The sequence below is a fragment of the Mucilaginibacter sp. P4_E8 genome (assembly GCF_056401495.1).
The window spans coordinates 1-25,949 of the sequence record NZ_JBFUJG010000013.1 but is presented as its reverse complement, the minus strand read 5'-3'; the positions used below and the strand labels follow the sequence as shown (position 1 = coordinate 25,949).

The following is a 25,949-nucleotide window of genomic DNA, read 5'->3' as shown; positions in this document are numbered from 1 at the left end:
ACTTTTTTCAAAAAAAGGGTTCTTAACACCCTTATTAATCAAGTGTAGTAAATCCATAAAATACAGGGAATTATTGTTTGGCAGGTAAATGACTTTTTACCTTGACTAACTATTTACTCCTTTAATTTGATCCCGATATATAAAAATAATCGCCCCTGCTATCCCCAAAACCTTCAAAATTTTCAGGACCAAATGATGACCTGATCACTTTTGAAACATAGAAATCATTTTGATAGGCGGTAAATTTTGGTGTGTTGCCATTGAGCGTATATAACGTTAAATAGCTTCTAAAAATCAGGGGACTATTCGTCTTTTCAAACTYTGCTATTTTTACATTTACGGCCCCTCCTCCATAACCCGAGGGTAATTTGGTTTTTGTAAAAAGGCTATCGGCAATGTATTGGAATGATCTGCTGTTGATTTTGGTCATGGTTTTGGTGACCTGCGAATGCGGGGGTAAAAAGGCTACATTTTTGGGTAATATTACGTGTGCGTCAATGCTCGCATTTGAATAACTGACACCCCGCCCAATTGAAGTTCCGGAAATTTCCCCGTTAACCTGTATGGGTTCATCAGCATAGCTGTAGCTATTATCATCATTAATAAATGCAGACCGTTCCCAATCCACATAAACAGGTTCATTAAGTTTATTATAAATATTTACATGAATAGGTCCGTTTTGGCCGGCAAATGAATACACAATTTTTACAGAATCGTTTTCAAGTTTAAATGTGCCTGTTTTTTCATCATGGATGGTGTTTGTACTGCTGAGGGTATTCATTTGATACGTGCTGCATGACGACAATAATGCTATCGCCATTGGAATGATAAGTAGTTTTTTCATTAGGCTTTAATATTTATGATCGTATGACTAAAGAATTCCTGTAGCGTTTAATGAAAAGGGATTGTCGTAAGAATTTTACACAGTATGATACAACTGGAGTTTAGTCATAAAATTAAAAAGCCTCAGCAATTATATTGCTGAGGCTTTTGTTATGTAAAACTTTTTGTCGTCAATAGTAAAAAACATTGGTTTGTATGTCTGCAGTGAGCTTTTTCGCATCGGTAGCGGTGGTTAGCCCGTGCAGCCATACCGTATATACCGAACCACTGCGCAGGTTAACATCGGGCAGGCTTACCAGTACAGTTGATGTGCCTTTTTGGCGTATCTCCAGGGTGTAAGTGCTATTGCCCTGTACCGGTACAAAAGCCGATGCTGCTTTGTATGCCTTATCGCTTGCCAATACGGCGCCGCTTTTTATCCCCAGATCAACAGAGCCCGCATCCGGACTAACATTTACCAGGCGTATGGTAGCTTTACCGGCATCAGGCTGGATGATGGAATCGGCCAGTAATACGATATCGGGCGTGCTGGCTACGTTTGTCAAATAAATGGAATAGAATTTTTTGGCTTCCAGGGTTATGGAATCCGATTTGATTTTTTGTTGTGAGCCTGCTACATAAAAGGTCGCGGTTCTTTTACCGGGAAAGGCGCGGAGATAATCCAAACCATGCCCATAGCGGATGGGGAGGTTGTTTGCCTGGTTCTGGTCTAAAAAGAAACTCACTGGCTGGGCATCCGGCGAAGCGTTGATAACCGAAATGAGTGCTGCAGGTTGCTCTACATAATGGTTGTCGTTGTCCTTTAAACAGGATGTAAGCAACCCTGCCAGCAAACATATCATCCCGACTATGCCTGCCCGCCTTTTTAAATTTTGCTGAACGTTTTTCATATACTGAATTATTTATTAAGATAAACTGATATTTACTTTACGTAACCAACAGGTGAAAGTGATACAATGGCAAAGCATTTTATCTGTTAAGCTGCTCAATAGGTTTTTGATCAGTGTTGCGTAAAAATTAAGCTTAACTATAAAATTGTTGGTTTATTCATGCAGCTTTGTCTGCCTGGGTAAACATTACTTTTTAAATAAAACTGCTTTTACCTAATCCAGATATACTATTTACATTACACATATACTCTTACTCTATGAAAGCATTAACATTTTCAGTGTTTGGAGATCCGGAAGTTCTTCAATATAAAGAGGTTGACAGCCCGGTATTAAAAGCCAATGAGATCCTGGTAGAAATGAAAGCCATCGGTCTGAATTTTTCTGATACTGAGAGGCGAAAGGGGAATTACCATTTGTTGGGCAAGCCGCCTTATATTGCCGGTTATGAAGGCGCCGGTGTGGTGATTGATAGTAACAATCATCCGGATTTTAAACCCGGCGACAGGGTGAGCTTTGGGGATGTGCCTTTTGCTAATGCAGAGCAGGTTGCCGTTCCGGTAACACATGCTATTCCGCTACCTTCAGAAATAAGCTTTGAAACAGCCGCCGCTATACTTTTACAAGGAATGACCGCACATTACCTTGCTACGGACAGCCATGAAGTAAAGCCTGGCGAAACCGTGCTGGTCCACGCGGTTGCTGGCGGAGTTGGTCAGTTGCTTACACAAATATGCAAGCTGCTGGGTGCAAAAGTGATCGGCCTTACTTCGTCAGAAGCAAAAAAGTCAAATGCGCTTGCTACAGGGGCCGACGTTGTTTTTTTATACCAGGACGATTGGAAAACCCAGGTGTTAAATTATACCGGTGGCAACGGGGTTGATGTTGTTTATGACAGTGTTGGAAGCACCTTAAATGATAGCCTTGCCGTAACAAAGATCAAAGGTACAGTTGTGCTGTACGGAAAAGCCGGCGGCGTGCCTGAACCGCCGTCGTTTGAATTGCTGATGGATCACTCCAAAACCATTACCGGCGGCGATCTGTGGAGTTATCTTACCTCAAAAGAAGAAAGGGTAAAAAGATCCGCTGTATTATTCAACTGGATAACTGCCGGAAAGATCAGGCTATCTGAGCCTACAACCTTTAAACTATCTGAAGGTAAACTGGCCCATGAGTTTATGGAAAGCAAAAAAAGTACAGGTAAAATAATTTTGATTCCCTGATTAAGCGACCACCTATTCAAGCGTCCATGCTTACCTTTTTAATAATTATTTAAGTAAGCGTGGACGCTTACTTTATATAACAGGCAGAGTAGCAAAGTATGCATTTCATTACCGTTGGCTTTAGCCAACGGTAATATAAGATGTAAATAATAGTGGCTTCAGCCCAATCCTTTTATACAATTCCTTAAGTCTCCCAGCTTGGCGCAAGTATGTCGGGCTGGTAAGCGAGTAAAAGCTACTTGTGCCTTAATAAATTGAAAGTGGTGACAGTGTTTTGTCAGTAGGGTTAAATATGTAAATCATTGATTGTCAGATATGAGTTAGTGTTCATGAGCGTTCACGGGTGTACATATGAACACTTACAGGCAGCGTAAAACAAAAAAGCCCTCACTGTCCAAAGGGTTCAGCACCGCCTATTAGTTAAAAGAAATCCTTTATCTAAGCATAATAATAATTTCATCTGCTACACTTAGCTTTTATCATTATCTTCATACCGCCTTCACCAGCAATTATTCGTATGCCGATGCCGATTAAAAAAATATTGTTTAAAACGCTTAAAATAAGCGCTATTACCATTGTGAGTTTATTGTTATTGATGTTTTTGTTGCCGTATCTTTTTCCTGAAACGGTTACCAATAAGATAAAACAATGGGCAGGCGGCAGCATTAATGGCAAGCTTAATTTTACCAGTACCCGGTTATCCTTCTTTAAAAGGTTCCCTGCGCTTACCCTTACATTGAATGATTTTTCGCTGCATGGCAGTGTGCCTTTTCAAAACGATACGCTGGTGGCGGCCAAAGAGGTTTCGCTGGCTATTGACCTTTCGTCGGTGTTTAAAAGTAAGATCAATATCAACAAGATTTACCTGAGCCAGGCTGTGATCAATATTCAGGTAGATAGCGGCGGTAAAGCCAATTACAATGTATATCAATCAAAAGATACTAAGCCAGCAAACGCGGCGGATACCAGCAGCGCGTCATTAGGTATTGAACAGATATTGGTTGAAAATAGCCGTCTGGTTTATAACGACCGCTCGATGCCCATGCTGATAAACGCCCGCGATTTTAATTACAAGGGCAGCGGCGACCTGAGTAAGGATATTTTTGACCTGTACAGCCACGTGCAAGCTGCCTCGGTCGATTTTTATTACGGAAATAAAGCCTATGTGCTCCATAAAAAGGTAAATGCCGATCTGGTGACCAGCATCAATACCAAATCACTGGCTTTTGCTTTTCAAAAGAACGATCTGCTTATTAATCAATTACCGGTTAAATTCAAGGGCCGGTTTGAGTTCCTGAAAGATGGTTATGATATGGATTTCCGTGTCACATCTGACCAAAACGACCTGAGCGATATTTTTACCGCGCTACCTGCCGAGTATGCTAAATATGTGGATGATACCGAAATAAACGGGGCGGGTAATATACAGGTAGCACTTACCGGCAAATACATCGCCTCAAAAAACATCATGCCAGATCTTAATTTCAGCATGAAGGTGCGCGATGGGTATGTAGCTAACAAAAAAACACCCGAACCGGTAAAAAACCTGTACATCAATATGGACGCTAAACTGCCCGGCCTTAATCCGGATAGCTTGAAGCTGAATATCGATTCTATATATTTTAACATAGGTAAAGACTACTTTGGTTCGGTAATAAAGGTACAGGGGATCAAAGAGCCGCAGATCTTCGCCAAGATCAACACCGAGATAGATCTGCAAAAATGGAACAGGGCTTTTGGTGTTAAAGCCGTCGACCTTAAAGGCCGCTATTCTTTACATATGCTGGCCGAAGGTAAGTACGCCAAAGGCGTAAAAAGGACCGGAGGTTTAAGGCCTAAGGTTGACACGGTGATCACCAGCATTCCGAAATTTATGCTCCGATCGTCATTCAGGGATGGGTATTTTAAATATGCCAGCCTGCCCGAGGCTATTAAGAGCATAAGCTTTGACCTGAACGCCGATTGTCCTGACCATGATATTGCCCATGCCACCATGCAGGTTAGCAACCTGAACGTGATTGCCCTGAATAACTATTTAAAAGGCTATTTTAAACTAAGTAATACCGCCGGGGCGCTGATTGACGCGGGCATTAAGGCTAAATTTCACATGGCCGACCTTAAACAATTTTTACCGGCCGATAGCGCCATGGATATTCGCGGTGATTTGACAGCCGATGTGCAAACCAAGGGCAGATACATTCCCGCCCGCAGGATCTTCCCGGTTACCAACGCGCAGGTAGAGCTTAAAGATGGGTATATCCAAACCAAATATTACCCGCATCCACTGCAAAATATACAGGTGAGCGCTGATATCCGTAACAATACAGGCTCCTTAAAAGGCCTCAAGGTTAACATCAAACCGGTATCGTTTAAGTTTGAAGGGCAACCCTTTCTGCTTAAGGCCGACCTTCGAAATTTTGACGATCTGGATTATCGTATTGCCTCGCGCGGCCGGCTGGATATTGGTGCTATTTATAAAGTGTTTGCCCTGAAAGGTTATGATGTAAAAGGCTTTATCAGTACTAATTTTTCATTAAAAGKTAAACAAAGTGATGCTACCGCGGGCCGTTATGACCAGCTGGCCAACTCGGGCACCATGAAAGTGAAGAATATCACCCTAACATCAGAACTGTTCCCCAAACCGTTTCTGATCAAAACCGGAGTATTTAGTTTTAATCAGGATAAGATGAAGTTTGATCAGTTCACAGCCAATTACGGCAAGTCGGTAATTGTGCTGAATGGCGCGCTGTCAAACGTAATAGATTATGCACTTAAACCAAATTCGCCGCTTAAAGGAGAATTTAACCTGAATAGTGGTTTGATCATAGCCGATGATTTTATGGCCTTTGCCGGTACGCCTGCATCTGCCAAGCCAACCAAGTCAAATGGTGTAATTTTGGTGCCCTCCAACCTCGATCTTAATTTTACAGCCGATGTAAAAAAAGTAAAATACATGGGCCTGGATATCAGTGATGCTAAAGGACAAATGACTATCAATAACGGGCAGATCCTGCTTAAACAAACCGGCTTTACCCTGATAGGTGCGCCGGTGGTTATGGATGCTACCTATGGCAGCACTACTCCGCAGAAAGCGTATTTTGATTATCATATTAATGCCAAAGAGTTTGATATACAGCGGGCCTATAAGGAGGTGAAAATGTTTCATGATATGGCATCATCGGCCGCGCATGTGCAGGGTATTGTATCGTTAGATTATAAGCTGAACGGTAAACTCAACGGCGATATGAAACCCATATATCCATCCATAAAAGGCGGGGGAGTGCTTTCGGTAAAGAAAGTTAAATTATATGGTTTTAAACTGTTCAGCGCGGTGGGTAAACAAACCGGGCACGACAGCCTGGCCAAAGGCGATGTGAGCAAGGTAGATATCAAGAGCACCATTGCCAATAACATCATGACCATTGAACGTACCAAAATGCGCATGGCTGGTTTCAGACCGAGGTTTGAAGGCCAGGTAAGCCTGGATGGAAAACTAAACCTGCAATTCAGGCTCGGGCTACCACCATTTGGCATCTTCGGCATCCCTATGACCATTACCGGCACCCAGGAAAACCCCAAAATAAAGATGGGCAAAGCGAAGAAAGAAGATGAACTGAAGGAGACGACGGAGGATGGGCAGTAGGGGAGAAGAAGTATATTATATGAATATCTTCTCGATTATTAAAGGATCGTTTTGTAGATACTTAATTTGAGATTTTGTCCAGAAATTGATGTTGAAAACAACCGACGTACCATAGTTTTGCCATTCCTGATTTTTATGTTTTACTTGCAATGTCCACTTGAAATTATGGCCATTTTTTGAAAATTCCTTCAATCTTGCCATACCAGTTAGGCTTAAATAAATTATATCCAGTATTTTTTCGTGATCTTCTTCTGTGTTTTCAAAATATTTATTGAATTCATTTAGCTCAAGTCTTATCCCTGAGTACTGCTGCAAAGTGTTTTTAACAATCTCAATTAATGGCAAGTTACCCATGGTTCGATTAAGTAATATCTGCGTAGGTATTGTCTTAGAATAATGCGCTTTCAAATATAGGGAAAGACAAATCCCTAATCCGGTTCAGACAAAATCAATACTCAAACGTTTCATAATGCTCCACATGTTCTTCAAAGTCCAGTAAATAGTCTTTGTCATCGGGGTAGTAGCGGGCTTTTTCGTATTGTTTGCCGGCAAAATTTTTAATGCTATCGAAGGAGCTCCATTTGGTAACGGTCCAGAAATGGCAAATATCGCCCTCCGTTTTTCGCCACACCTCTACTGATAAATTCCCATCAATATTCTTGTAATCCGGGATGCCACTTTTTTTAAGATAGTCCAGATAAATGTCGGCATGTTCTACCCTGGTTGTGCCGTGCCAAATGCGGGTGATAACTGGTTTCATGTGTTTATTTTAGTATTAATAAACAATACCTAAAATTACAACATGTTTGTTGGATAATCAAAATAATCCTTTAATCCTAAAAATCCTGGTTCCCCATTGAAAACCGTACGATAGTAAATTGTTAACTCCGTATGTAGGCTCCTGAAATAAATTCGGGATAACTAACATTTCCCTAAGCTCTTTTAAAATACACCGCTCCCGGCACCTCAGGAACTCCATTGTTAGACCTGAACTAAGTAAATAATCTTATTGGTATTGATAGATGTTTATTTGTTATCTTGCTAATTATCACATGTTTATGTCATTTATTTACATATTATTATACATAATTCATATCCATAAAAAAAGCATGATAATAATATTTAGATTCAATTATATATTAAAGCATAAACTAATTACCTATCACTATGAAAAATATTTACCCCTTATTTTTACGGTTGGCTATTGTTATTTTATTTATAATTCCAACCCGTTTAATGGCTCAAACACAGGCATTAAATAAATGGTATATTACCACCGTTGATTTGACTGTTAAGTCAACTCCTTTAAATAATAATAATAAGGATAGTGCTGTAGTCTATAGAGTTAGGCCAGGGACTAAATTTACCGTCATAGATATTTCGAATAATGATTATCGCATTCTTTTTGGTTACTATGGAAGCAAAGGTTCCCCAACCGGTGGTTCTGTATCTTCTAAAGCAGGTAGACCCCATAGTCTGAGAGATTTTAATTTTGATACTGTCAGAAGTTCTAATTTAACGCGCTATCCCAGAGATTCGGCATTTATTCAAAAATGGGCAAACTTTAAAATATTCTCTATTTCTGCAAAAGATTTGAGTGAAAAATCTGTTATTTACTATACAGGTGATGTCGACTTTACCTACGGTGCTTTAACATTGCCGTTGAAAATAAGATTTGGTAATGGCGGAAGCATTTATTCTGCCTATGAAGAGAATTTAAACTTCGGATTAACATTTGGTTTAAAATATACAATCCCAAGCACTAAACCTCAATCAATAAATTTGTTAGGGCTAATTGGGGCCACAAGTGTGAATTTGGACAGCGTTGCTATTAAAGATCCGAAATTTTACAGTTCAAAAATTACAAGTACAAAGGCTGTTTCTGTTGGAGCCGGATTAGTGTACCAATACTCGAGTTTTCAAGTTGGATTATTCGTTGGCATTGACCATATTTCAGGAGAGTTAGGCAGGCAATGGAAACATCAGGATCGCCCCTGGTTGGGGATTGGCATTGGTGTGGCGCTCTTTAATAAAGATTCTGCAGCTAAAAGCTCTTCGGTAACAAACACCCCATGATTATGAATCGTAAAGGAATCATGTTTGCTTAAGTGAAAAATACAATTAATTAAAATTATTAATTACTACGGGCGGATAAAGAGCATTAATAGCTCTATTGATTTTGCTTTGCCCACGTTTTTAATTGCTCTATGGCTTTTGCTAATACACCTGCTGAGCCTTTAAATGCGGCAGAGCCATTTGGTTTTCCGTCAACACTATACCATTCATAAAAGCCATTGTCTCTAATAGTTCTGCTGATCATGGGTTGCAGTTCCTGATAGGCTTCCTTAATAAAACCATAGCTGATCAGTTGCTGAATCATGCGGCCGCCAAACCAATCCCAATCACCGCCATTTTGATAAATGTAGGGTTTGGAAGCAGTAGAGTTTTTATAGATGCCATCAGGGTAGGGCGGGTAAAGGGTTAAGCCAATAGAGGGCGCACCCGATAACTTCACATTGCGGAGCATGTCGTTATTAACCAGCCTGATCTCGGCCATTGACAAAATTCCGGCTTCAATGGCTATAGCTGTTCCGCCATGAAAGTAGATCTTGTTTTCATTAAAATCTGGTGGAAAAGGTGATTTATCCAAATATAGATGCGGAATGAACTTGTGCTTTTTAGCATCCCACAGATATTTTCGGATGGAGTTAACTGTAGTAGCTTTTAGCTGCTGCCACTTTTGTTGATATTTCCCTGTTTTATAAAAACCGGCCATATCATTCAGCGCTATCACCAGCATAGCATTATCATATATGTCAACAGCCCAATGGGTGTTTTTATCAATATCAACCACTGCACCGCCTTCTATTTGCACATCGCCCCAATCCTGCGTAGTGGCGCCGGTTATTAGCTGGTATTTTGCAGAATACCGGTTCTTTAACAGGTAGGCAATAGAAAGTTCAAGCCGGGTTAGCGCGGTTTTGCCCGCAATGGTTTCCTGCAGGATTGACTCGTCGCCGGTTATACGGATGTATTTGGCGATAGCCTGTATCAGCGAAGTTTCCTGATCTGTTTCCACCGTGTTTTTAAAACCTACGTGAGCAGGGTCATTGGGCGAGGTGTACATATTGGGGTCGCCCCAGGTTACATGACCCTTTAACACATAGCCATCTACTATCTCGCCGTTAGATTGCTGCAGTCTTAAAAAGTTGAGCAGGTTTTCGCGGATACTGTCACGGCTGTAAACCTTGCATGAAGTTTCAATAAATGTGTTAAAATCGCGGATCCATACTTGCGGATAACCATCGCCGGCGTTAAAACCCTTGCTTAAAAGAGTGGTAGCTTTTGCATAAACCGTATCCAGGCTTTTATCGGCGATGATTTGAGCGGCAAGTTGCTGATGTTCTTGCGCTTCACCCTTTAGGGTAACATCAAGTAATAATACAACAAGCAGGAGGATATTTTTCATGCCGCAATCTAAGAAAAATTGATCCCGTAAAATAATCTGCCATTACTTCATACAAATCGGGCGGATAATTCATCCGCCCGATTTAAGCTAAAAGAAAAGATAAGTTTAGTTGCCGTTTGCGAAAGTTTTTTTGCCGAAATGGCTCAACAGGAATAACGATGCTCCCAGAATGCTTATATCTTTTATAAGAAATGAGCCGGTTCCCGATGGTGCCCAAACGCCATCAACCCTGGCAACTGTATCTGGTGTGGTAAGGAAAAATGTGCTTGTTACAAAGAAAATGACCACACACAATATACTGCCCCAAAAACCTACCCTTGGCGAAAAATTACCTGCCAGTATAGCTAACGCGGCAGTAATCTCCAATACGCCAATAATTGCCGATGTTGTTGTAATACTGAAAATATGGTACATCCAGCTCATGAGCGGACTATTTTTTATCAATCCAGCGATGTCATTGCTTTCGGTAGGTGTAAATTTAAATGCCCCGATCCATAATAGAATTATAGCAATACCGAAGCTTGATACGATGAAGGCTACATTTTTTTCATCGAGCCATTTGGCCAATTTTAATAGTTTCATTTTGCAGTTTATTTTGATGATTAATTATTTACCTTTTGCATCATTAGTCGTATCATCAGGAAATAGCTTACAAAATGTTACTCTTTTTTTCAAAGGCTCCTTTTTAGGGGTTTTAAATTGAAGGGGGCAGCCTGCCACTCCTTTAACATTACTATTCAGTTTTCAAATCACTAAATCATCTTAAATATGCTTTGGCTTTTTAACCGCAGCATGTTATATTAGCTTATTCTTTTCCTTTTCTCCAATTATAGTATTACCAGTAGCCTGTTTATCAATAACTTCTGTTAAAAAAAACTAAAAATGAAAAAGGTATCGTTGTTTTTGGCACTTCCTGTTCTTTTGCTCGGAACATATTTGTTTGCATTTCAAACCAAAAAATTACCAGGCGGAAATGTGATCAAAAAAACAAATGCTGTTATTTGCAGTTCGTTTGCGGCTGTTGATGATGGGATCACCACTGCAAATGGAAAATTCATCATCAGGTTACCCGGTTGGGGGCATTATAGTTACCATATTTCAACGCGTAATGATAGCGCGCAATTTTATTTTGACCAGGGCTTAACTATGTATTATAGTTATCATTTGAAAGAGGCATTTGCTTCGTTTAAAGAAGCCGCACGATTTGATCCTTCTTCACCTATGACTTACTGGGGGCAGGCATTAAGCATGGGCCCTTACTATAATGCCGCTAACCTGTACGTTGTGCCAAAAGGATTACCCGCGGTTTTAAAACAATTGAATACCACTGCTAATCGTGCAACCGAAAAGGAAAAAGAGCTCATCAGGGTAATGAACCTCCGGTATCCTTTGGTAAATGAACAAACAACAAATGATAATATGGGTTACGCGAAGGGAATGAAGGCGCTGATATCAGCATACCCTAAAGACCAGGATATTAAAACACTATACATAGATGCCATGATGCTGATACATGCATGGGATTTTTGGACTACTGATGAATTGGCAAAAGAATGGACACCGGAACTGGTTGACCTCTGTAAAGGTGTTTTGAAAACAGATCCTGATCATCCTGGTGCTTTGCATTATTATATTCACTTAACAGAGGCATCCCGTAATCCAGAAGTGGCTTTGGCGAATGCCGAAGGTTTAAAAAGGAATTTTCCCGGCGTAGGACACATGGTTCATATGGCGAGCCATGTTTACCAAAGAAACGGATTATATTTTCAAGGTGTTGATGCCAATACCAAGGCTAACAAAAGTGTTCTTTTATATTATTCAATTGCAAAAAATGTTCCTCTTGCCAAGTCTATACCCCACCTGTTTGCTGTTGAAACTTATTGTGCCTTAAGTGGGGGAATGTATGAAGAGGGTATGGATGCTGCTTTACGTTGCAGGAATAGTGTTTCGCCTTCTTCGGACGATAATTATAGTCAATATTTGTACATGATGCCCGTACTTACCATGGTACGCCTTGGTAAATGGCATGAAATATTGAAGGATAATAACGCGCCGGATCCCGGTTGGACCTACGCGCAGGTGCTGAATAGTTTCGCAAAAGGATTGGCCTTTATTTATACCGGTAAACGGGATTCTGCCAGCAGGCAGCTCCAGTTGCTACGTGATAAAATTAACGACCCGGTTTTAAAGATCAGGCGCATTCCCTTTAATACCTCTTTTGAGGGCGCCACCATAGCAGAAAATATATTGGATGGTGCAATTTTATTAGATCGGAATAAATATGATGACGGCATCGCGTGCCTAAAAAAGGCGGTAAAGGTTGAAGATGATATGATTTATGCCGAGCCTGCCGAATGGCCCATTCCTGCCCGGCAATTTTTAGGCGCATACCTTTTAAAAAATGGTGATATCACTTTAGCTGAGCAAGTTTACAAGGAAGATCTGGTACATAATCCAGGCAACGGATGGTCATTGCTGGGCTTATACCAAAGTCTTAAAGCACAAAACCGTAAAGAAAAACTTGATTATTATAAGTCGGGTTTTCTTCGCTCGTTTTCACATGCCGATGTAGTGCCCATAGGATCGGTTTTTATGAATTAAAAGCGGAGGGAGAACAGTATACATTCCCTCCCCACGGGAGGGGTGTGCTGGATTGTGCAATGGCAGGGAGGGGTTTCTACGCGCGATTAAACCTGTAATACTCAATAAACCCCTTCCTCCCCCTTCCCAGGGGAAGGAATCGCACTGCCCCTGGCTTTCTTTTTATTTTTCCAACACTGAATAAATTTAGTGTAGAGACATATGTGACGTGTCTCTACAAAATCTTGTTGAAAGAAGCGTATTTAATTATAAATGTGCATCCCGTTTAGTTCAATGCAATAATCGGTTATCCAGGCGCCGGCTGCATCAATATATAAAATATTGGGTTTATTGTTTTTGTTGATGGTGCCTGTACTTATCCACTCATTAACTTTTGCAGGCAGGTACTTGTTGCCGAATATGGCCAGGTCTGTTATGCTTTGGTTTTTTTTGATCACATTGGTCAACAGCATCATTCCGTTAATTACGGGGTTTACCTTTTCATCCTGAAAATCGTTGCATATCAGGGCGGCTTCATCGCTGCTTTGAGTAAGCTGCCAGTCCAAACGAATAAGGTCGTTTTTATTTACGCCGTTTTTCATCGATGTAAAAAACAGTTCTTCCCGGGCCAGCAGCCTGTTGATCTGGTTGGTGGCAGCATAAGCCCTGCGAAAGTTAAGGAAGGTTTTTCCCTTATCGGCCATGGAGTTGGAGTCGATAAGTTTATCGGCGCTGGCATAGCCCTCAAAAGTTACAATCACTTTGCCTGCCAGATCGTTCAGTTTAATTTGACTAATATCTTTTGATTGATTGTTGTAAATATGCTCTTTGCCAAGCGCCCTTATAATGGAATCGGCCACTTTATGGGTAGGGGCTTCTGTAGCGCAAAAATGGCTGAATGTTAAAATGATGAACTCTTTTTTATTACGATCAAGGAAAGTTTTAACCGAATCAAGTATATCCTTAAAACGCTCACCATAACCGCCGCCCACGGCATCGGCCATACAGTCGGACGAGCTGTGCTTGGTGTAAATGCTGTTTTTAAACGAACCGACCCGAAGATCAAACATCCTGATACCGGCATTGAGTTGCCTGCCTATGTTTTGTTTTTGAGTGAGGGTGTTGCAGGGGTTAATGGAGCTGCTTTGCGTACCACCGGTACCATTTAATGCCGACATGCCCGCATCGTGCGAACCTGGGATCACGATGTCTTTCAGTGTAAGGTTTCCTTTGGCTGGGAACAGCGTATCTTCCATCCACCGGGCGGGGTTGTAATTGGCAAAATAACTCAGGTAAAGCTTCTGATCTTCGCCAATAAAGGCCATAATGAATTTTTTGGTATCTACATTACATATAGATACGGGGTAGGGTGTTTTAAAATAGTCGGGCAAAGTATGTTCATCACGGGGTTGAGTTTGCTCGTTTTCGGTAGCATAATAAATGCGGTTATCCTTCTTATTACCTTTCCATACGTAAAACAGGCGGGTAGTATTAAACGCATGATATACCGCCGGCGGTACTTTGGATTTTGATTTGCCAACAGCTATCCGGTCGGTGCATGTTTTGGTATCGGTGTTATAATCGGTATAGTAAATGCCCTGATCGTTATAATCTTTATAGCAGATGCGGGCAATGTTATTGGAAAGGGTAACTATAAAAGGATACTCATCGCTTTTTTTATCGGGTATGGTTTGTAAAACAGCGGGTTTAAGTATACCGTTATCATCAGCATCAATAATGGCTACCACCATCTCATTTTTATTATCGGCATGTGAGGCTATCATCATGCGGCCATTAACCACCGTTGCCGTAATGCCAGATTTTAGTTTGGGCGAATTTTCAAAGCTTACCGTATGTATAGTTTGCGTATTAAAGGTGGTGTCGCTGTTGTTAATGACGTACTTTAAAGAACCGTCGGTACCCAGCCATAAAGTATATATCCGGTTATTAACTACTCTTAAAACTGGTGCAAAGGCACTTTGTTCTGTGCCTACTGTTACTTCATTTTGCGAAAACCGGGTATCGTACTGTTTACCCAAATAACATACATGAATATTCCCGGTGGGGCCGGCATCTTTCCAGGTAACAAAATAGCTGCCTTTAAAATTGGTAATATCAATAGCCTTGTCTGTACGGGCCGCAGGCAAAAAGTTAATGGGCTGGCTAAAGCTCAGGCTTTGGGCACTCAGGTGGTTAATATTCGATATAAGTAAAAAGCAAATAATTATTGTGGTGATAGTTAAAAATTTCATGATAAGGAATTAAAATCAACAATAATTTATCTAAATGCTTGTGTATTAAAAAAATATGCAAGCAATATTTTTTCTTTATTGTGAATTTATAATATTTTTATGTAAAAAAATAAGCCTATGTCAAAAATCTTTATCACTTTTTTATGTCTTGTGCTGTTCCTGCAGGGCGTAAAAGCACAAGATGCAAACTATTGGTCGTCGAGTTATAACCCTGCCGGTTTCTTAACCCCCGGGGCGGTGATCGCTTTTAACCGCGACAGCGGGGTCATGTTTTTGAACCCGGCTTTGCTGGCTTACAGTAATAAAAGCTCGGCATCTATCAGCGGGTCAATTTACCAGTATGGCAATATCAAAATAAAGAATGGCGCCGGTACCGGGCTTGATCTTAAATCAACAAATGCCAGCATTATTCCGCAAATGATATCCGCAACTATATCTTTAAAAGGCAAACATCCCTTTACAGTTGGCTATGCGCTCACCCATAACCCGGTCATGAGCTACCAGGTTACACAGCAACGGGATGCCCGGTTTAATGTGCTCGATGATTCGTATAGTCCTGGCAATGAATCTTTTCTTGGGCAATTCAAAAGACTGAATAGTATCAATGAAACTTCGGGCATCATAAGCGGAGGTTTTAAAGCATCTGATCATTTTGCAGTGGGAATATCGGCCGAGGGGCAGCTGCGCAAACAAAGTTTCAATTCCGATTTCAGCTCAAGGGCATTGTATAATATCAACAGTGGCGGTTTAAGTTTGCCACCAATTGCCAATGCAGAGGAGTCATACCTGGCATCTTATTTTCATGCGGGTATAAAGTTTAAGGCGGGTTTATCATATGATGCCGACAGGAGCCACCTTGGGCTCACTATATCATCGCCCCTGTTGCACTTAGCGGGCAGCGCAAACATATTGAGCGATAATGAGCTCAATAATATAAGATTTGCCGGCGATACGCTTAACTTTTTAGCTAACTCCAGGCAGCAAAAGCTTAAAGCTATCTACAAAATGCCCCTGAGCATAGGTTTTGGCTATGCCTATGACGTTAAAAACGGACAAATTTATTTTGCTGCCGAGTATTTTAACAAAGTGAATGAATATAACCTGATAACCCCTCATGACGGAAACTTTGTAAAGGGAGATGTGCCCGTAGATCTTTTTGCTTCATCGTCGCTTAAGTTTAAGGATGTAAGGAAATCAGTGTTCAATTTTGGGATAGGGGCAAGCTATTTGCTGCAGCCTGACGTAACCGGCTTTTTATCGTTACATACCGACTTTAATTATGCCGATAATGGTTTGTATAAAGATGATGACGGCTATGCCGCTAATACAGCCTATTACAATATTTACCATTGCCAGATAGGTGCCAACATCAAGAAACGGAAATTCAATTTCCGTACCGGGTTGTTACTATCATATGGTACAACCAGCAAGTACATGCAGTATGTTAATTTCGATAACCCGAATGAGAACAATACTTTGGCTGGAGATCCAATAAACACCAAGGCCTCAAATTTTTCAGTAGGTTTAATGTTGTCATATATCCATAATTTATAGGCAGCTTTTGGTTATAATATAGGGCATGGGCAACTCCAAATTTAATTTTGCTCTTGTTAAGCTATAAGCGTTTTAAAATCTTATTTTTAGCGCCTCAAATATTGATACACAGTTATCAACTTTATTGTGGTAAACAGCAACTAAAAATGAAAGTTTTAAAATTTGGCGGAACATCAGTGGGTAGCCCCGCCCGTATGAAAAACCTGCTCGACATTATTAATCCCTCCGAAAGGCAGATCATTGTGCTTTCGGCAGTATCAGGAACTACAAATAGCCTGGTTGAAATTGGACAAGCTTATCTTACCGGTGATAAGAAGAAGGCTATTACATTGATCAACATCCTGAAGGATAAGTACGAACTGTTTATAAAGGAGCTATTTACTGACGCTGAGTTTTTAAAATATGGCAAAGAGGTAATTGATTATCATTTTACAGTGCTCAGCAATCTGGCCAATGACCAATTCTCCATTATCGAAGAAAAGATCATACTGGCGCAGGGCGAGCTACTGTCGACCACACTATACCACGTTTACCTGAAAGAAATTGGCGTACCATCGGTTTTATTGCCGGCACTTGATTTTATGAAGATTGATGAGGATAATGAGCCTATTGTTGATCATATCACCGAAAAAATTACCCCTTTACTGGATAAACACCCCGAAGTAAACTTGTTTATTACCCAGGGATTTATTTGCCGCAACGCCTTTGGCGAAATTGATAACCTGCGCCGAGGCGGCAGTGATTATACCGCATCACTTATAGGTGCAGGTATCCGTAGCGAAGAGGTACAAATATGGACCGATATTGACGGCATGCATAATAATGACCCGCGCATTGTTAAAGGCACACAGCCTATTGCCCAGCTATCATTTGATGAGGCTGCCGAGCTTGCCTATTTCGGTGCAAAAATCCTGCACCCACAAAGTGTGTTCCCGGCTCAAAAATATAAGATCCCGGTGCGCCTGTTAAACACCATGGATCCGCAGGCCGCAGGTACACTGATCACCAATACCAGCGAGAAGGACAAGATCAAATCAATAGCTGCAAAAGATGGTATTACGGCTATCAAGATACAATCAAGCCGTATGCTATTGGCCCACGGTTTTTTACGCAAAGTGTTTGAGGTGTTTGAACGTTATAAAACATCTATCGATATGATCACCACATCAGAGGTTGCAGTGTCATTAACCATTGACGATACCACCTACCTGGGCGAGATCACCAATGAGCTTACTGCTTTTGGCTCGGTTGACCTTGATGTTAACCACACCATTATTTGCGTGGTAGGTGATTTTGGTGCCGAGAAGCATGGTTATGCAGCGCGTGTGCTGGAGGCCGTAAAACATATTCCGTTAAGGATGATATCATACGGTGGCAGCGATCATAACCTGTCGTTACTGATAAAAACCGAGGATAAGGTAGAAATTTTAAGGAGCCTGCATAACAGGTTGTTTTAAGAGATTTCGGATTTCGGAATTTCGATTTCGGATTTTTTTAATTGATCGGCGGGGCTGAGTTTTTATCTTAATATAAAATAAATACCAAGAGCGGCAAATGCAGTAGAGATAGAGGTATTTAAAATTAAGCGGTTTAAGGTAAGCTTTCTATCATGATATAATTTATAGCTCGATAAAATACCCGCAAATACAGAAACGGATACACATAATATAATAGACAGATTATTCATCATTACTATGTTTAGTAAAGCTAATATAAATAAATTTCAACAGTTAGAGACCCCATTCTATTATTACGACATGGAGGTATTGCGCCAAACGCTTGATACCTGTCGTGATGCTTCGGCAAAGCATGGTTTTCATGTGCATTATGCCATGAAGGCCAACTTTAACCCCAGGGTGATTGATATGATCCAATCATTTGGGTTTGGTGCCGATTGCGTAAGTGGTAACGAAGTGAAAGCGGCCATTGACCATGGTTTTGATAAAGGTAAAGTTGTTTTTGCAGGTGTAGGCAAATCAGACAAGGAAATAAACCTGGCCCTTGATGCCGATATTTTTTGCTTTAATGTGGAGTCGGTTCAGGAGTTGAATATTATTGATGAGCTGGCCGGGGCTAAAAACAAAAAAGCAAATGTAGCTATCCGCATTAATCCTAATGTTGATGCACACACACATCATTTTATTACCACCGGACTTGACGAGAACAAGTTTGGCATAAACATTTGGCAATTGCCCGATGTAGCCGCTGCTTTACGTAAATGCAGTAACCTGCAGTTTTTAGGCATCCATTTCCATATAGGCTCACAAATTACCGACCTTGAAGTATATAAAAGTCTTTGCACCCGTATAAACGAAATGCAGGACTGGTTTGAGGATCATGGCTTTCAGGTTAAGGTATTAAATACAGGCGGTGGTTTAGGGGTTGATTACTATAATCCCGACGGTAACATTGCCGATTTTGAAAATTATTTCCAGGTATTTAAAAACTTCCTGAACGTTAAACCGGGGCAGGAGGTGCACTTTGAACTTGGTCGTGCACTGGTGGCCCAAAGCGCATCGCTGATATCAAGAGTGTTGTATGTTAAGAATGGCTTGAAAAAGAACTTTTTAATATTAGATGCCGGCATGACCGAACTGATACGCCCAATGCTTTATCAGGCTTATCATCAGATTGAGAATTTGAGCCAGGAGCCAAAAACTCCCGCAACCGGTAACCCACAACCGGCAACCGATAAAATAAAATATGACGTTGTAGGCCCTATTTGTGAAAGCACAGACTGTTTCCAGAAGGATGTTGAGCTACCTGAATCATTTCGTGGCGATCTGATAGCAGTACGTACGGCCGGTGCCTATGGCGAGGTAATGGCATCGGGCTATAACCTGCGCGATAGGGTAGGAAGTGTATATTCTGAATAGTATCTATTAAAGCCGGTAGCCAACTCTTAATTGCACGAAGCTGCCGGTTTCAATAACCGCAATAAACCTGCTTAGCTGCATAAAATACGCGGCAGTGAAAAAGATAGGCGTGTTAAAGCCATTTATTATCTGATAAGGGTTGCTGCTGTTGGTATAGATATTGTTTTTGCCAAACGTACCACCCGAAAAAATACGGAAACCAAACTGATTGTGCGGATTGCGGCTGTGAAAAATTACTTCGCTGGTGAGGCCAAGGGTAACCAGGTCTGTACGGTTGTCGGTATAAAAAGTGGGTTTATTGGTTACCTCTCTCCTAAAACGTATATAATCACCAAACTCATGGCTATAAGCCGCTTCGAAACCAATAATGCGGAAATCTGTACGGCCATGACTTACAAAATAATTTCCGGATAGTCTGCCGCCAACGGCGCCAAAAAATTTATCCTTAAAGTAGTATGGGTCGTTGGTAGTTAATATCGAGTTTTGATAACTGCCCAGCACTCCAAAAGCGCCGTAAGCGAGGTTAAAATGATTATAGGTATTTGCCCTGCTCAAATTAAATTGCCCACTCGTAAGTACATCACCTAAATTGGGACTATTATCAACTACCAATGCGCCTGATAAATAGGTAGCCGACTTTACGGTATCTGATGACATGGGCTTTGGAAGATAGGCAATATCGCTATGATGAAGAGCGGGGCCGTAAATATGATCGCTGCATGAGCTAAGGCTAAAAACAAACAGTAATGCAGCCAGGCAAAAATTAAGTTTCATTGGTGATAAGGATTAGTCCCGGAATTATACCGGAGTACTTTATCAATGATACATTAATCTTCTGATAATTTAAACAGTAAGTTTTTTATCCTAACAACCCAGTAAAATACCCATCAGTAAAATCTGCAGCAAAGTGCAAAACGTTGGGTAGTTTTTCAAATTCATAAGGCTCATGTGTGGTGGTTATCACTACGGCTTTCATCCCGGCGTTGGCAGCTGCTTCGGCGCCTTTGGGTACATCCTCAAATACCAAACAATCGGTAGGCGTTGTGTTTAGCAGGGCCGCGGCCCTTAAAAATGTTTCGGGGTGGGGTTTGCTTAATACCACATCATCCGCGCTTACTATGGCCTTAAAATAGTGCCTGATGTTCAGGTTATCCAACACAAAATCAATATTGAACGGAATGGCCGCCGAGCCAATAGCCATAGGGATACCTTTTTTATAAGCGGCCTCTAAAAATTCAAGCAAACCAGGCAAAAGAGCCAGATAGGGTAGAAATTCCTGTTGATATTTTTCTTCTTTTTGGTACGATAGCTTGTCCATCTCTTCTAAAGTGAAACGGTTTGGGCCAAACATCCTAACCAGCACTTCGGGGTTTTTGCCATACATCTGTTGTTTAACCTCGTTCCAGGTAAAATTACCGCCTAACTGATCATTTAAAAGGGTTTGCCATGCTTTGGTATGATAGGTCATATCATTGATCATGGTTCCGTTAAGGTCGAAAATAAAGGCCTTCATGTATATAAGTCGTTTTTTGGCAAACATACAGTTTCAAAAAATTAAAAGTTGATGACCGCGATATATTCTTTTTAGGGATCACTAAATTTTACGCTCATATTAAATTTGTGTCATTTGTTTACGTGTTGTAATTCAGATACTTGCTAAAAATTTGGCCTGTAAATTTGCCCTTGCGAGTTTGGGTTTGAAAAATAATATGTACCTTGCGGCCTTTAATAAATAAAATAATGCAAAAAGAAGGAACAGTAAAATTTTTCAATGAAACAAAAGGTTTTGGATTTATTACACCAACAAGCGGTGGTCAAGACATCTTTGTTCATTCAACAGGCCTGATCGATGAAATCCGTGAAAATGATAAAGTGGAATTTGAAGTAGAAAACGGAAGAAAAGGTTTAAACGCGGTAAATGTAAAGGTTATTTAATTATAAATTAATCATTAAACGTACCAGGCATCCACTTAGTGGATGCCTTTTTTTGTGCCTGTAAAATAGGTAAAGTCAAAACTGGCATCGTTGTTGTTCTTATAACCATAGGTTAAATCATCTACATTAAAAAACTAAAAATGAAAGATCAAGCGAAAATTATAGCAGCACTTTTGGTAGGCGCAGCGGCCGGTGCCGCGTTGGGTTTATTATTGGCCCCCGAAAAGGGAGGTGAACTAAGAGACGATATTGCCGACTATATTAATGACCTGGTTGATACTGCTAAAAACAAGGCACAATCAACTGCCAGCGATTTAAAAGAATATGGCAGCAATGCTATTGATAAGGCAAAAGCAAAATTTAGCGGTACAGTTAATGATCTGTATGATCATGGTGACGAAGCTATTGAATCCGCAAAATCAAAAGCTAAAGATGCTGCCGATAGGGCAAAAGATTTAGGTGAGGATGCTATAAATGAGGCTAAATCAAAAGTGAAAGGCACTGCGAACGACTGGAACAATTCTGTACAGGGCGCATAATTTTTAGTACTATATTTTAAACAGGAAAGCCCGGTAATTACCGGGCTTTCCTGTTTAAAGCTAATTTTTTATTATTTAATTATAAACTTATTGTTGCTTAGATCGGCATCCATAAATATCCCGCCATCCAATACAGTCGATTGTATGGTTTTACCAGTTTTAATGTTTACTGTTATTTGTTTTTGGTTTTTCTCCCATACGCCGGGTGTTTGATGCAAGCTTTCGCTTGTACCGTCGGTATAAGTTAGTTTAACATCAAAAGGAACAGCAAAGCCACCTATGTTTTTGATGGTTGCGGTGTACCCACCTTTAGCTTTGCTTACATTTTGCAGCGCCAGGTCAATATAATAATTGGTGAAGAACCAGTTGTTGAAGAACCAGTTCAGGTTTCGGCCCGATACATTGCTCATGGAATTAAAATAATCCCAGGGGATGGGGTGTTTGCCATGCCAGCGGTCCATATAACCGTGCAGGGCTTTTTTAAACAGCGCATCGCCCAGCATATCCTTTAAAGCAAGATAACTTAATGATGGTTTGCCATAGGAGTTATTACCATACCCTCCCCTTAGTTCACTCGATGGAGTAATAACGGGCAGGTCTTCGGCTGTAGCCACATCATTTATCCATCGTTCAACCCTAAAATCTTTATAAAGATATTCTGCTTTTTCCTTACCAACTTCGGCGGTACCTATCAGCAGCTCAAAGGTGGTTGCCCAACCTTCGTCCATAAAAGCATACCGGCTTTCGTTAATGCCCATGTAAAAGGGGAAGTAGGTGTGTGCAATTTCATGATCCTGTACAAATTGCGAAAAGTGTACATCATCATTATGGCTGTCATTTACCATCATAGGGTATTCCATATCGGCAAAACCCTGGAACGAGGTCATTTTAGGGAAAGGATAAGGTATACCAGGCCAGTTGTGTGAAAGCCAGCTTAAGGAGTTACGGCCATTTTGCACGGCATGATGAAAATCTTCAGAATTATCTAAAAAAGCGGCCTGCATACTGGCCCTGCGGTGAGTAGCATCATCAACAACGGTGCTTGCTGCATCCCACACATAATGATCGCTTATACCAACAGCCATATCGCTGATATCGTTAGCTTTCCAGATCCAGGTATTTACATCATTTTGAGCGGTTATATTTTTATTAGCCAAATCGGCAGCGGTGGCAATGTGTATGGTAGAGTCGCTGGTCATGGATGCTTGCAGGCGTTTGGCATACTCCGGTTGTAACACCTGATCGGGGTTTTGCAGTGTACCTGTTGCCCAAACAACATAGTTTTTAGGCGCTTTTACCTGTAGGGTATAATCATTAAAGTCGTTGTAAAACTCTTGCGCGTCCAAAAACGGAAGTTTGTCCCAGCCATTATAATCATCGTAAACAGATACCCTTGGGTAAAAATAGGCCAGGTAAAAGGTGGTTGAATCTATCATCCCCTCGCGTCCGCTTTCTAAAGAGATCTGGAAATGCCAGGTTATATCAAGCTTTACAGAATCATGCGGCAACAAGGGTTTTGTTAAACCGATCATTTGGTTGGTTGAAGCGATATCGTTGTTAACTTTTTTAGCCTTCCCGTTTATCAAAAAAGTATCAATTTGTATACCGGAGGTTAAATAATCAGGCCGTGCATTTGCAAATCTGGCCGCGCCGGGTTTGTGGATGTTCAATATCAGCTTCATATTAAGTCCCTTCAATGTATCAGGACTGTTATTAATATAAGTGATCTGTTCGGTACCTTTAATGTTGCGGCCGGGGGGCAGGGCAGTTATGGTAATGTTATACCGGCCATAGTTTTGCCAGTACTTTTTACCGGGATTACCATCGGCCGAGCGTGTTTCGTTTTTATAGGCATGTTGTATATCGCGCGGCATATACAAGTTTTGAGCTTGAGCTTGTACCAGCACAAAGCAGGCGAAGGCAGTTAAAATAAAAGTTTTGATCATGTTTTTAGTTAATACAAATGCAAATTAATGTAAATGAATTGATAATTAATAAGCGATTATCATGAATTTAACACTTGTACGCATGCAATTAAATAAATGCATTGGGGGTGATTATTTATGATTTCGTAACAAATTTGTAACAATAATTGATTTGGGATCAAATGTTTTGCTTCTGTGGGATATATTTTTTTACTTTGTTCAAGTTATTTTAATAGGGGTATTAAATAACTAATATTTAAGCCATTCGCGTAATGCGGATGGCTTTCTTTTTGAACTAAAATTAAAATAAGTTATTGATTTTCAGATAAATATTCTTTGGATATGAGTATGAAAAGCTGATCATTATCAATTGATTCGTCAAAACACTCCGTAAGCAATTGCTGCGCATTAGCATATTTTAACTGTTTGGCAACCATCATAAGCATTCGGCACGAGGTGATGTTTATATGTTCAAGCAGTTGCAGGTACATGATCACGTCCATGTCGCTTAATATAGGCAGTGGCTGCTCTTCGTCAAGGCAAAACTCATCCTTAACTATTGATTTGATGGGGTTACAATTTTTGTCGGATGGAGTTTCGTCAATAAGCTTATATACTTCTTCCATCCTTGCAATTTGTTTCTTCACATCGTCCCAAAATTCTTGTATGGCTTGTTGCAAAGCTGTAAATGATGCAAGTTGCATAATGTGGGCAAGATTCTTGTTCAGGTAGCATTTGCCAAAATATATGCGGTTTAGGTTATGTACAAATACCTGTTTTAATAATTGCTGGTCTAAGGTAGCAGGGGTAATGTTGTCCATGATATTTAATGTAAATAGCTGTTAATTGATGGCGGTAATTCAACTAATAAAGAGCCTAAATGTTTGATTAAATGTAATATAAATAGCAGGGGCTTTATTTACATTCTGATATGCGGATATAAGCTAACTTTGTAAATTGATATACTACAGCTATGAAATATAAATTAGGCGACTTTGTACGGTTTGTTGATGAAAAGATGGAGGGTTTTGTGACCCGTATAATTGACGACCAAATGATAGGCGTTACCGGCGATGATGAGTTTGAAATACCTGTACTGGCCAGTAAGGTAACTACGGTACATGGTTATGAACCGGCCGGATCAAAAACCGCTGTTGCTGATGATAAACCAATACAAATAGGCGAGTTTGAAAAAAAAGGTATTTATATAGGCGTAATTGCCGATGCCAAAGCCAATTCTGTAGTGCATTTTTATCTGGTGAATAATACATCGTTCCAGTTGCTTGCTGCGTTGACCACCGAAAAACAGCAGATATTTAAAGGCGAGTTTGCAGAGGTGATAGCCCCTAAGTCAACCGCGAAGATTTATTCGGCCCAACTGGCCGATCTGCAATTGTGGCCCAGGTTTATTCTGAATGTTATTTACAACACCAAACAAAATATAGAACCACCCGCTCCATTAATTATTAATGAAAAATTTAAGGCAAAAGATTTTTCGACAGCTAAAAAGCCTATACCCTTACTAAAAGAGCCGGGCTGGATGATACGCCTGGATGAACCTGAAATGGTGATAGATGCCCAAAAACTAAAGGAAAGCTTTTTTAAATCGCCCGAAGAGAAAACGGTATTGGATAAACCCACAAGTGAGGTTGACCTGCATATAGAAAAACTGCGTGATGATCATCAGTTTTTGCAGAGCAGCGAAATACTAAGTATACAATTGGCCCATTTTCATAAAACGCTTGATGCCGGTATTGTACACCAGCTACCTGATATGGTATTTATTCATGGTGCAGGCAACGGAACGTTACGCCACGAGTTGCAGAAGGTATTGAGCAAACACCCCAAAGTGCAAACATTTATGGATGCCCGCAAAGAAAAATTTGGCTATGGCGCTACCAAAGTGATACTGAAATAACATAAAGCCCGGCCTCTTCAGGCCGGGCTTTATGTTATTTATTCAGGTTATCAACCTTGTCATAAAATTCTTTTTGCAATTGCAGGGTTGAAGTATCGGCTTTAATAGCTTTTAAGGCTTTTACAAATGTTTCAATCTCATGCTCTGCTGTAAATTTGCCTAATTCGTTGGTGGCCTTAGCGCCTTCACCCGCATAATGGTTTGGGTAAGCGGCGTACCACCAAATAGGTGTATACACATTAGGCAGGTTTAAACGGTGCTGGTTGGCCCCTGATTGATCGGCTGCGCGGTCCATCCGGTCCATC

Annotated in this window: 22 protein-coding genes; 10 read left to right on the top strand and 12 right to left on the bottom strand. The window is 40.7% G+C overall.

The window, feature by feature from the left end:
- Window positions 1–121: 121 nt before the first annotated feature.
- Window positions 122–844 carry a hypothetical protein gene (locus AC1DRQ_RS08035; protein ID WP_477423476.1) on the bottom strand — a complete coding sequence of 241 codons (723 nt, stop codon included), beginning with the start codon at window positions 842–844 and terminating at the stop codon, window positions 122–124.
- A 169-nt stretch (window positions 845–1,013) separates the two neighbouring features.
- Window positions 1,014–1,733 (bottom strand): DUF4397 domain-containing protein, encoded by a 720-nt coding sequence (locus AC1DRQ_RS08030; protein WP_477423475.1) that lies wholly within the window; start codon window positions 1,731–1,733, stop codon window positions 1,014–1,016.
- A gap of 257 nt (window positions 1,734–1,990) precedes the next feature.
- Between AC1DRQ_RS08030 and AC1DRQ_RS08025 the strand changes: the two genes are divergently transcribed.
- Both AC1DRQ_RS08025 and AC1DRQ_RS08020 read left to right on the top strand, forming a co-directional pair.
- The gene (locus AC1DRQ_RS08025; RefSeq protein ID WP_477423473.1) at window positions 1,991–2,953 is read left to right on the top strand and encodes a quinone oxidoreductase family protein; all 963 of its coding nucleotides are present in this window, start codon (window positions 1,991–1,993) and stop codon (window positions 2,951–2,953) included.
- Between the two features lie 523 nt (window positions 2,954–3,476).
- Window positions 3,477–6,596: an AsmA family protein gene (locus AC1DRQ_RS08020; protein ID WP_477423471.1), complete on the top strand. Its 3,120-nt coding sequence runs from the start codon at window positions 3,477–3,479 to the stop codon at window positions 6,594–6,596.
- A 15-nt stretch (window positions 6,597–6,611) separates the two neighbouring features.
- On the opposite strand, the gene AC1DRQ_RS08015 is transcribed toward AC1DRQ_RS08020, so the two are convergent.
- Entirely contained in the window at window positions 6,612–6,950 is a 339-nt protein-coding gene (locus tag AC1DRQ_RS08015) for a hypothetical protein (RefSeq protein WP_477423469.1), read from the bottom strand.
- Window positions 6,951–7,044: 94 nt separating this feature from the next.
- Window positions 7,045–7,356 carry a hypothetical protein gene (locus AC1DRQ_RS08010; RefSeq protein ID WP_477423467.1) on the bottom strand — a complete coding sequence of 104 codons (312 nt, stop codon included), beginning with the start codon at window positions 7,354–7,356 and terminating at the stop codon, window positions 7,045–7,047.
- A 407-nt stretch (window positions 7,357–7,763) separates the two neighbouring features.
- Here AC1DRQ_RS08010 and AC1DRQ_RS08005 point away from each other — a divergent pair, with 407 nt between their 5' ends.
- A complete protein-coding gene (locus AC1DRQ_RS08005; RefSeq protein ID WP_477423466.1) occupies window positions 7,764–8,672 on the top strand; it encodes a hypothetical protein in 909 nt (302 codons plus the stop codon).
- A gap of 94 nt (window positions 8,673–8,766) precedes the next feature.
- Here AC1DRQ_RS08005 and AC1DRQ_RS08000 read toward each other — a convergent pair whose 3' ends face one another.
- Window positions 8,767–10,065 (bottom strand): glucosidase family protein, encoded by a 1,299-nt coding sequence (locus AC1DRQ_RS08000; RefSeq protein WP_477423464.1) that lies wholly within the window; start codon window positions 10,063–10,065, stop codon window positions 8,767–8,769.
- Between the two features lie 105 nt (window positions 10,066–10,170).
- Window positions 10,171–10,647, bottom strand: coding sequence for a DUF417 family protein (locus AC1DRQ_RS07995; protein ID WP_477423462.1), 477 nt, complete (start codon window positions 10,645–10,647; stop codon window positions 10,171–10,173).
- Window positions 10,648–10,947: 300 nt separating this feature from the next.
- Between AC1DRQ_RS07995 and AC1DRQ_RS07990 the strand changes: the two genes are divergently transcribed.
- The gene (locus AC1DRQ_RS07990) at window positions 10,948–12,666 is read left to right on the top strand and encodes a tetratricopeptide repeat protein (protein ID WP_477423460.1); all 1,719 of its coding nucleotides are present in this window, start codon (window positions 10,948–10,950) and stop codon (window positions 12,664–12,666) included.
- A gap of 242 nt (window positions 12,667–12,908) precedes the next feature.
- On the opposite strand, the gene AC1DRQ_RS07985 is transcribed toward AC1DRQ_RS07990, so the two are convergent.
- Window positions 12,909–14,897: a phosphatidylinositol-specific phospholipase C domain-containing protein gene (locus AC1DRQ_RS07985; RefSeq protein ID WP_477423459.1), complete on the bottom strand. Its 1,989-nt coding sequence runs from the start codon at window positions 14,895–14,897 to the stop codon at window positions 12,909–12,911.
- Window positions 14,898–15,014: 117 nt separating this feature from the next.
- On the opposite strand from AC1DRQ_RS07985, the gene AC1DRQ_RS07980 reads away from it, so the two are divergent.
- The 3 genes from AC1DRQ_RS07980 to lysA all read left to right on the top strand — a co-directional run bounded on the left by AC1DRQ_RS07980 (window position 15,015) and on the right by lysA (window position 19,327).
- Window positions 15,015–16,451, top strand: coding sequence for a hypothetical protein (locus AC1DRQ_RS07980; RefSeq protein ID WP_477423457.1), 1,437 nt, complete (start codon window positions 15,015–15,017; stop codon window positions 16,449–16,451).
- Between the two features lie 146 nt (window positions 16,452–16,597).
- On the top strand, window positions 16,598–17,908 hold the full coding sequence (locus AC1DRQ_RS07975; RefSeq protein ID WP_429395017.1) for an aspartate kinase: 1,311 nt from the start codon (window positions 16,598–16,600) through the stop codon (window positions 17,906–17,908).
- Window positions 17,909–18,145: 237 nt separating this feature from the next.
- The gene (lysA, locus tag AC1DRQ_RS07970; RefSeq protein WP_477423456.1) at window positions 18,146–19,327 is read left to right on the top strand and encodes a diaminopimelate decarboxylase; all 1,182 of its coding nucleotides are present in this window, start codon (window positions 18,146–18,148) and stop codon (window positions 19,325–19,327) included.
- Between the two features lie 6 nt (window positions 19,328–19,333).
- On the opposite strand, the gene AC1DRQ_RS07965 is transcribed toward lysA, so the two are convergent.
- Together AC1DRQ_RS07965 and AC1DRQ_RS07960 are read right to left on the bottom strand one after the other, a co-directional pair.
- Window positions 19,334–20,101, bottom strand: coding sequence for a hypothetical protein (locus AC1DRQ_RS07965; RefSeq protein ID WP_429395023.1), 768 nt, complete (start codon window positions 20,099–20,101; stop codon window positions 19,334–19,336).
- Window positions 20,102–20,186: 85 nt separating this feature from the next.
- Window positions 20,187–20,840: an HAD family hydrolase gene (locus tag AC1DRQ_RS07960; protein WP_477423454.1), complete on the bottom strand. Its 654-nt coding sequence runs from the start codon at window positions 20,838–20,840 to the stop codon at window positions 20,187–20,189.
- Window positions 20,841–21,067: 227 nt separating this feature from the next.
- On the opposite strand from AC1DRQ_RS07960, the gene AC1DRQ_RS07955 reads away from it, so the two are divergent.
- Both AC1DRQ_RS07955 and AC1DRQ_RS07950 read left to right on the top strand, forming a co-directional pair.
- Window positions 21,068–21,262, top strand: a complete 195-nt coding sequence (locus AC1DRQ_RS07955) for a cold-shock protein (RefSeq protein ID WP_090644815.1) — start codon at window positions 21,068–21,070, stop codon at window positions 21,260–21,262.
- 140 nt (window positions 21,263–21,402) lie between these two features.
- Window positions 21,403–21,801, top strand: a complete 399-nt coding sequence (locus tag AC1DRQ_RS07950) for a YtxH domain-containing protein (protein ID WP_429395028.1) — start codon at window positions 21,403–21,405, stop codon at window positions 21,799–21,801.
- 71 nt (window positions 21,802–21,872) lie between these two features.
- Here the strand turns inward: AC1DRQ_RS07950 and AC1DRQ_RS07945 are convergent, their stop codons facing one another.
- Both AC1DRQ_RS07945 and AC1DRQ_RS07940 read right to left on the bottom strand, forming a co-directional pair.
- Window positions 21,873–23,747, bottom strand: coding sequence for a M1 family metallopeptidase (locus tag AC1DRQ_RS07945; protein WP_477423452.1), 1,875 nt, complete (start codon window positions 23,745–23,747; stop codon window positions 21,873–21,875).
- A 290-nt stretch (window positions 23,748–24,037) separates the two neighbouring features.
- Window positions 24,038–24,547 carry a DUF892 family protein gene (locus AC1DRQ_RS07940; RefSeq protein WP_477423450.1) on the bottom strand — a complete coding sequence of 170 codons (510 nt, stop codon included), beginning with the start codon at window positions 24,545–24,547 and terminating at the stop codon, window positions 24,038–24,040.
- A gap of 152 nt (window positions 24,548–24,699) precedes the next feature.
- On the opposite strand from AC1DRQ_RS07940, the gene AC1DRQ_RS07935 reads away from it, so the two are divergent.
- Window positions 24,700–25,644 carry a Smr/MutS family protein gene (locus tag AC1DRQ_RS07935; RefSeq protein WP_477423449.1) on the top strand — a complete coding sequence of 315 codons (945 nt, stop codon included), beginning with the start codon at window positions 24,700–24,702 and terminating at the stop codon, window positions 25,642–25,644.
- Window positions 25,645–25,678: 34 nt separating this feature from the next.
- On the opposite strand, the gene AC1DRQ_RS07930 is transcribed toward AC1DRQ_RS07935, so the two are convergent.
- Window positions 25,679–25,949: hypothetical protein (locus AC1DRQ_RS07930; protein ID WP_477423448.1), on the bottom strand; the 271-nt coding region annotated here is incomplete at its 5' end.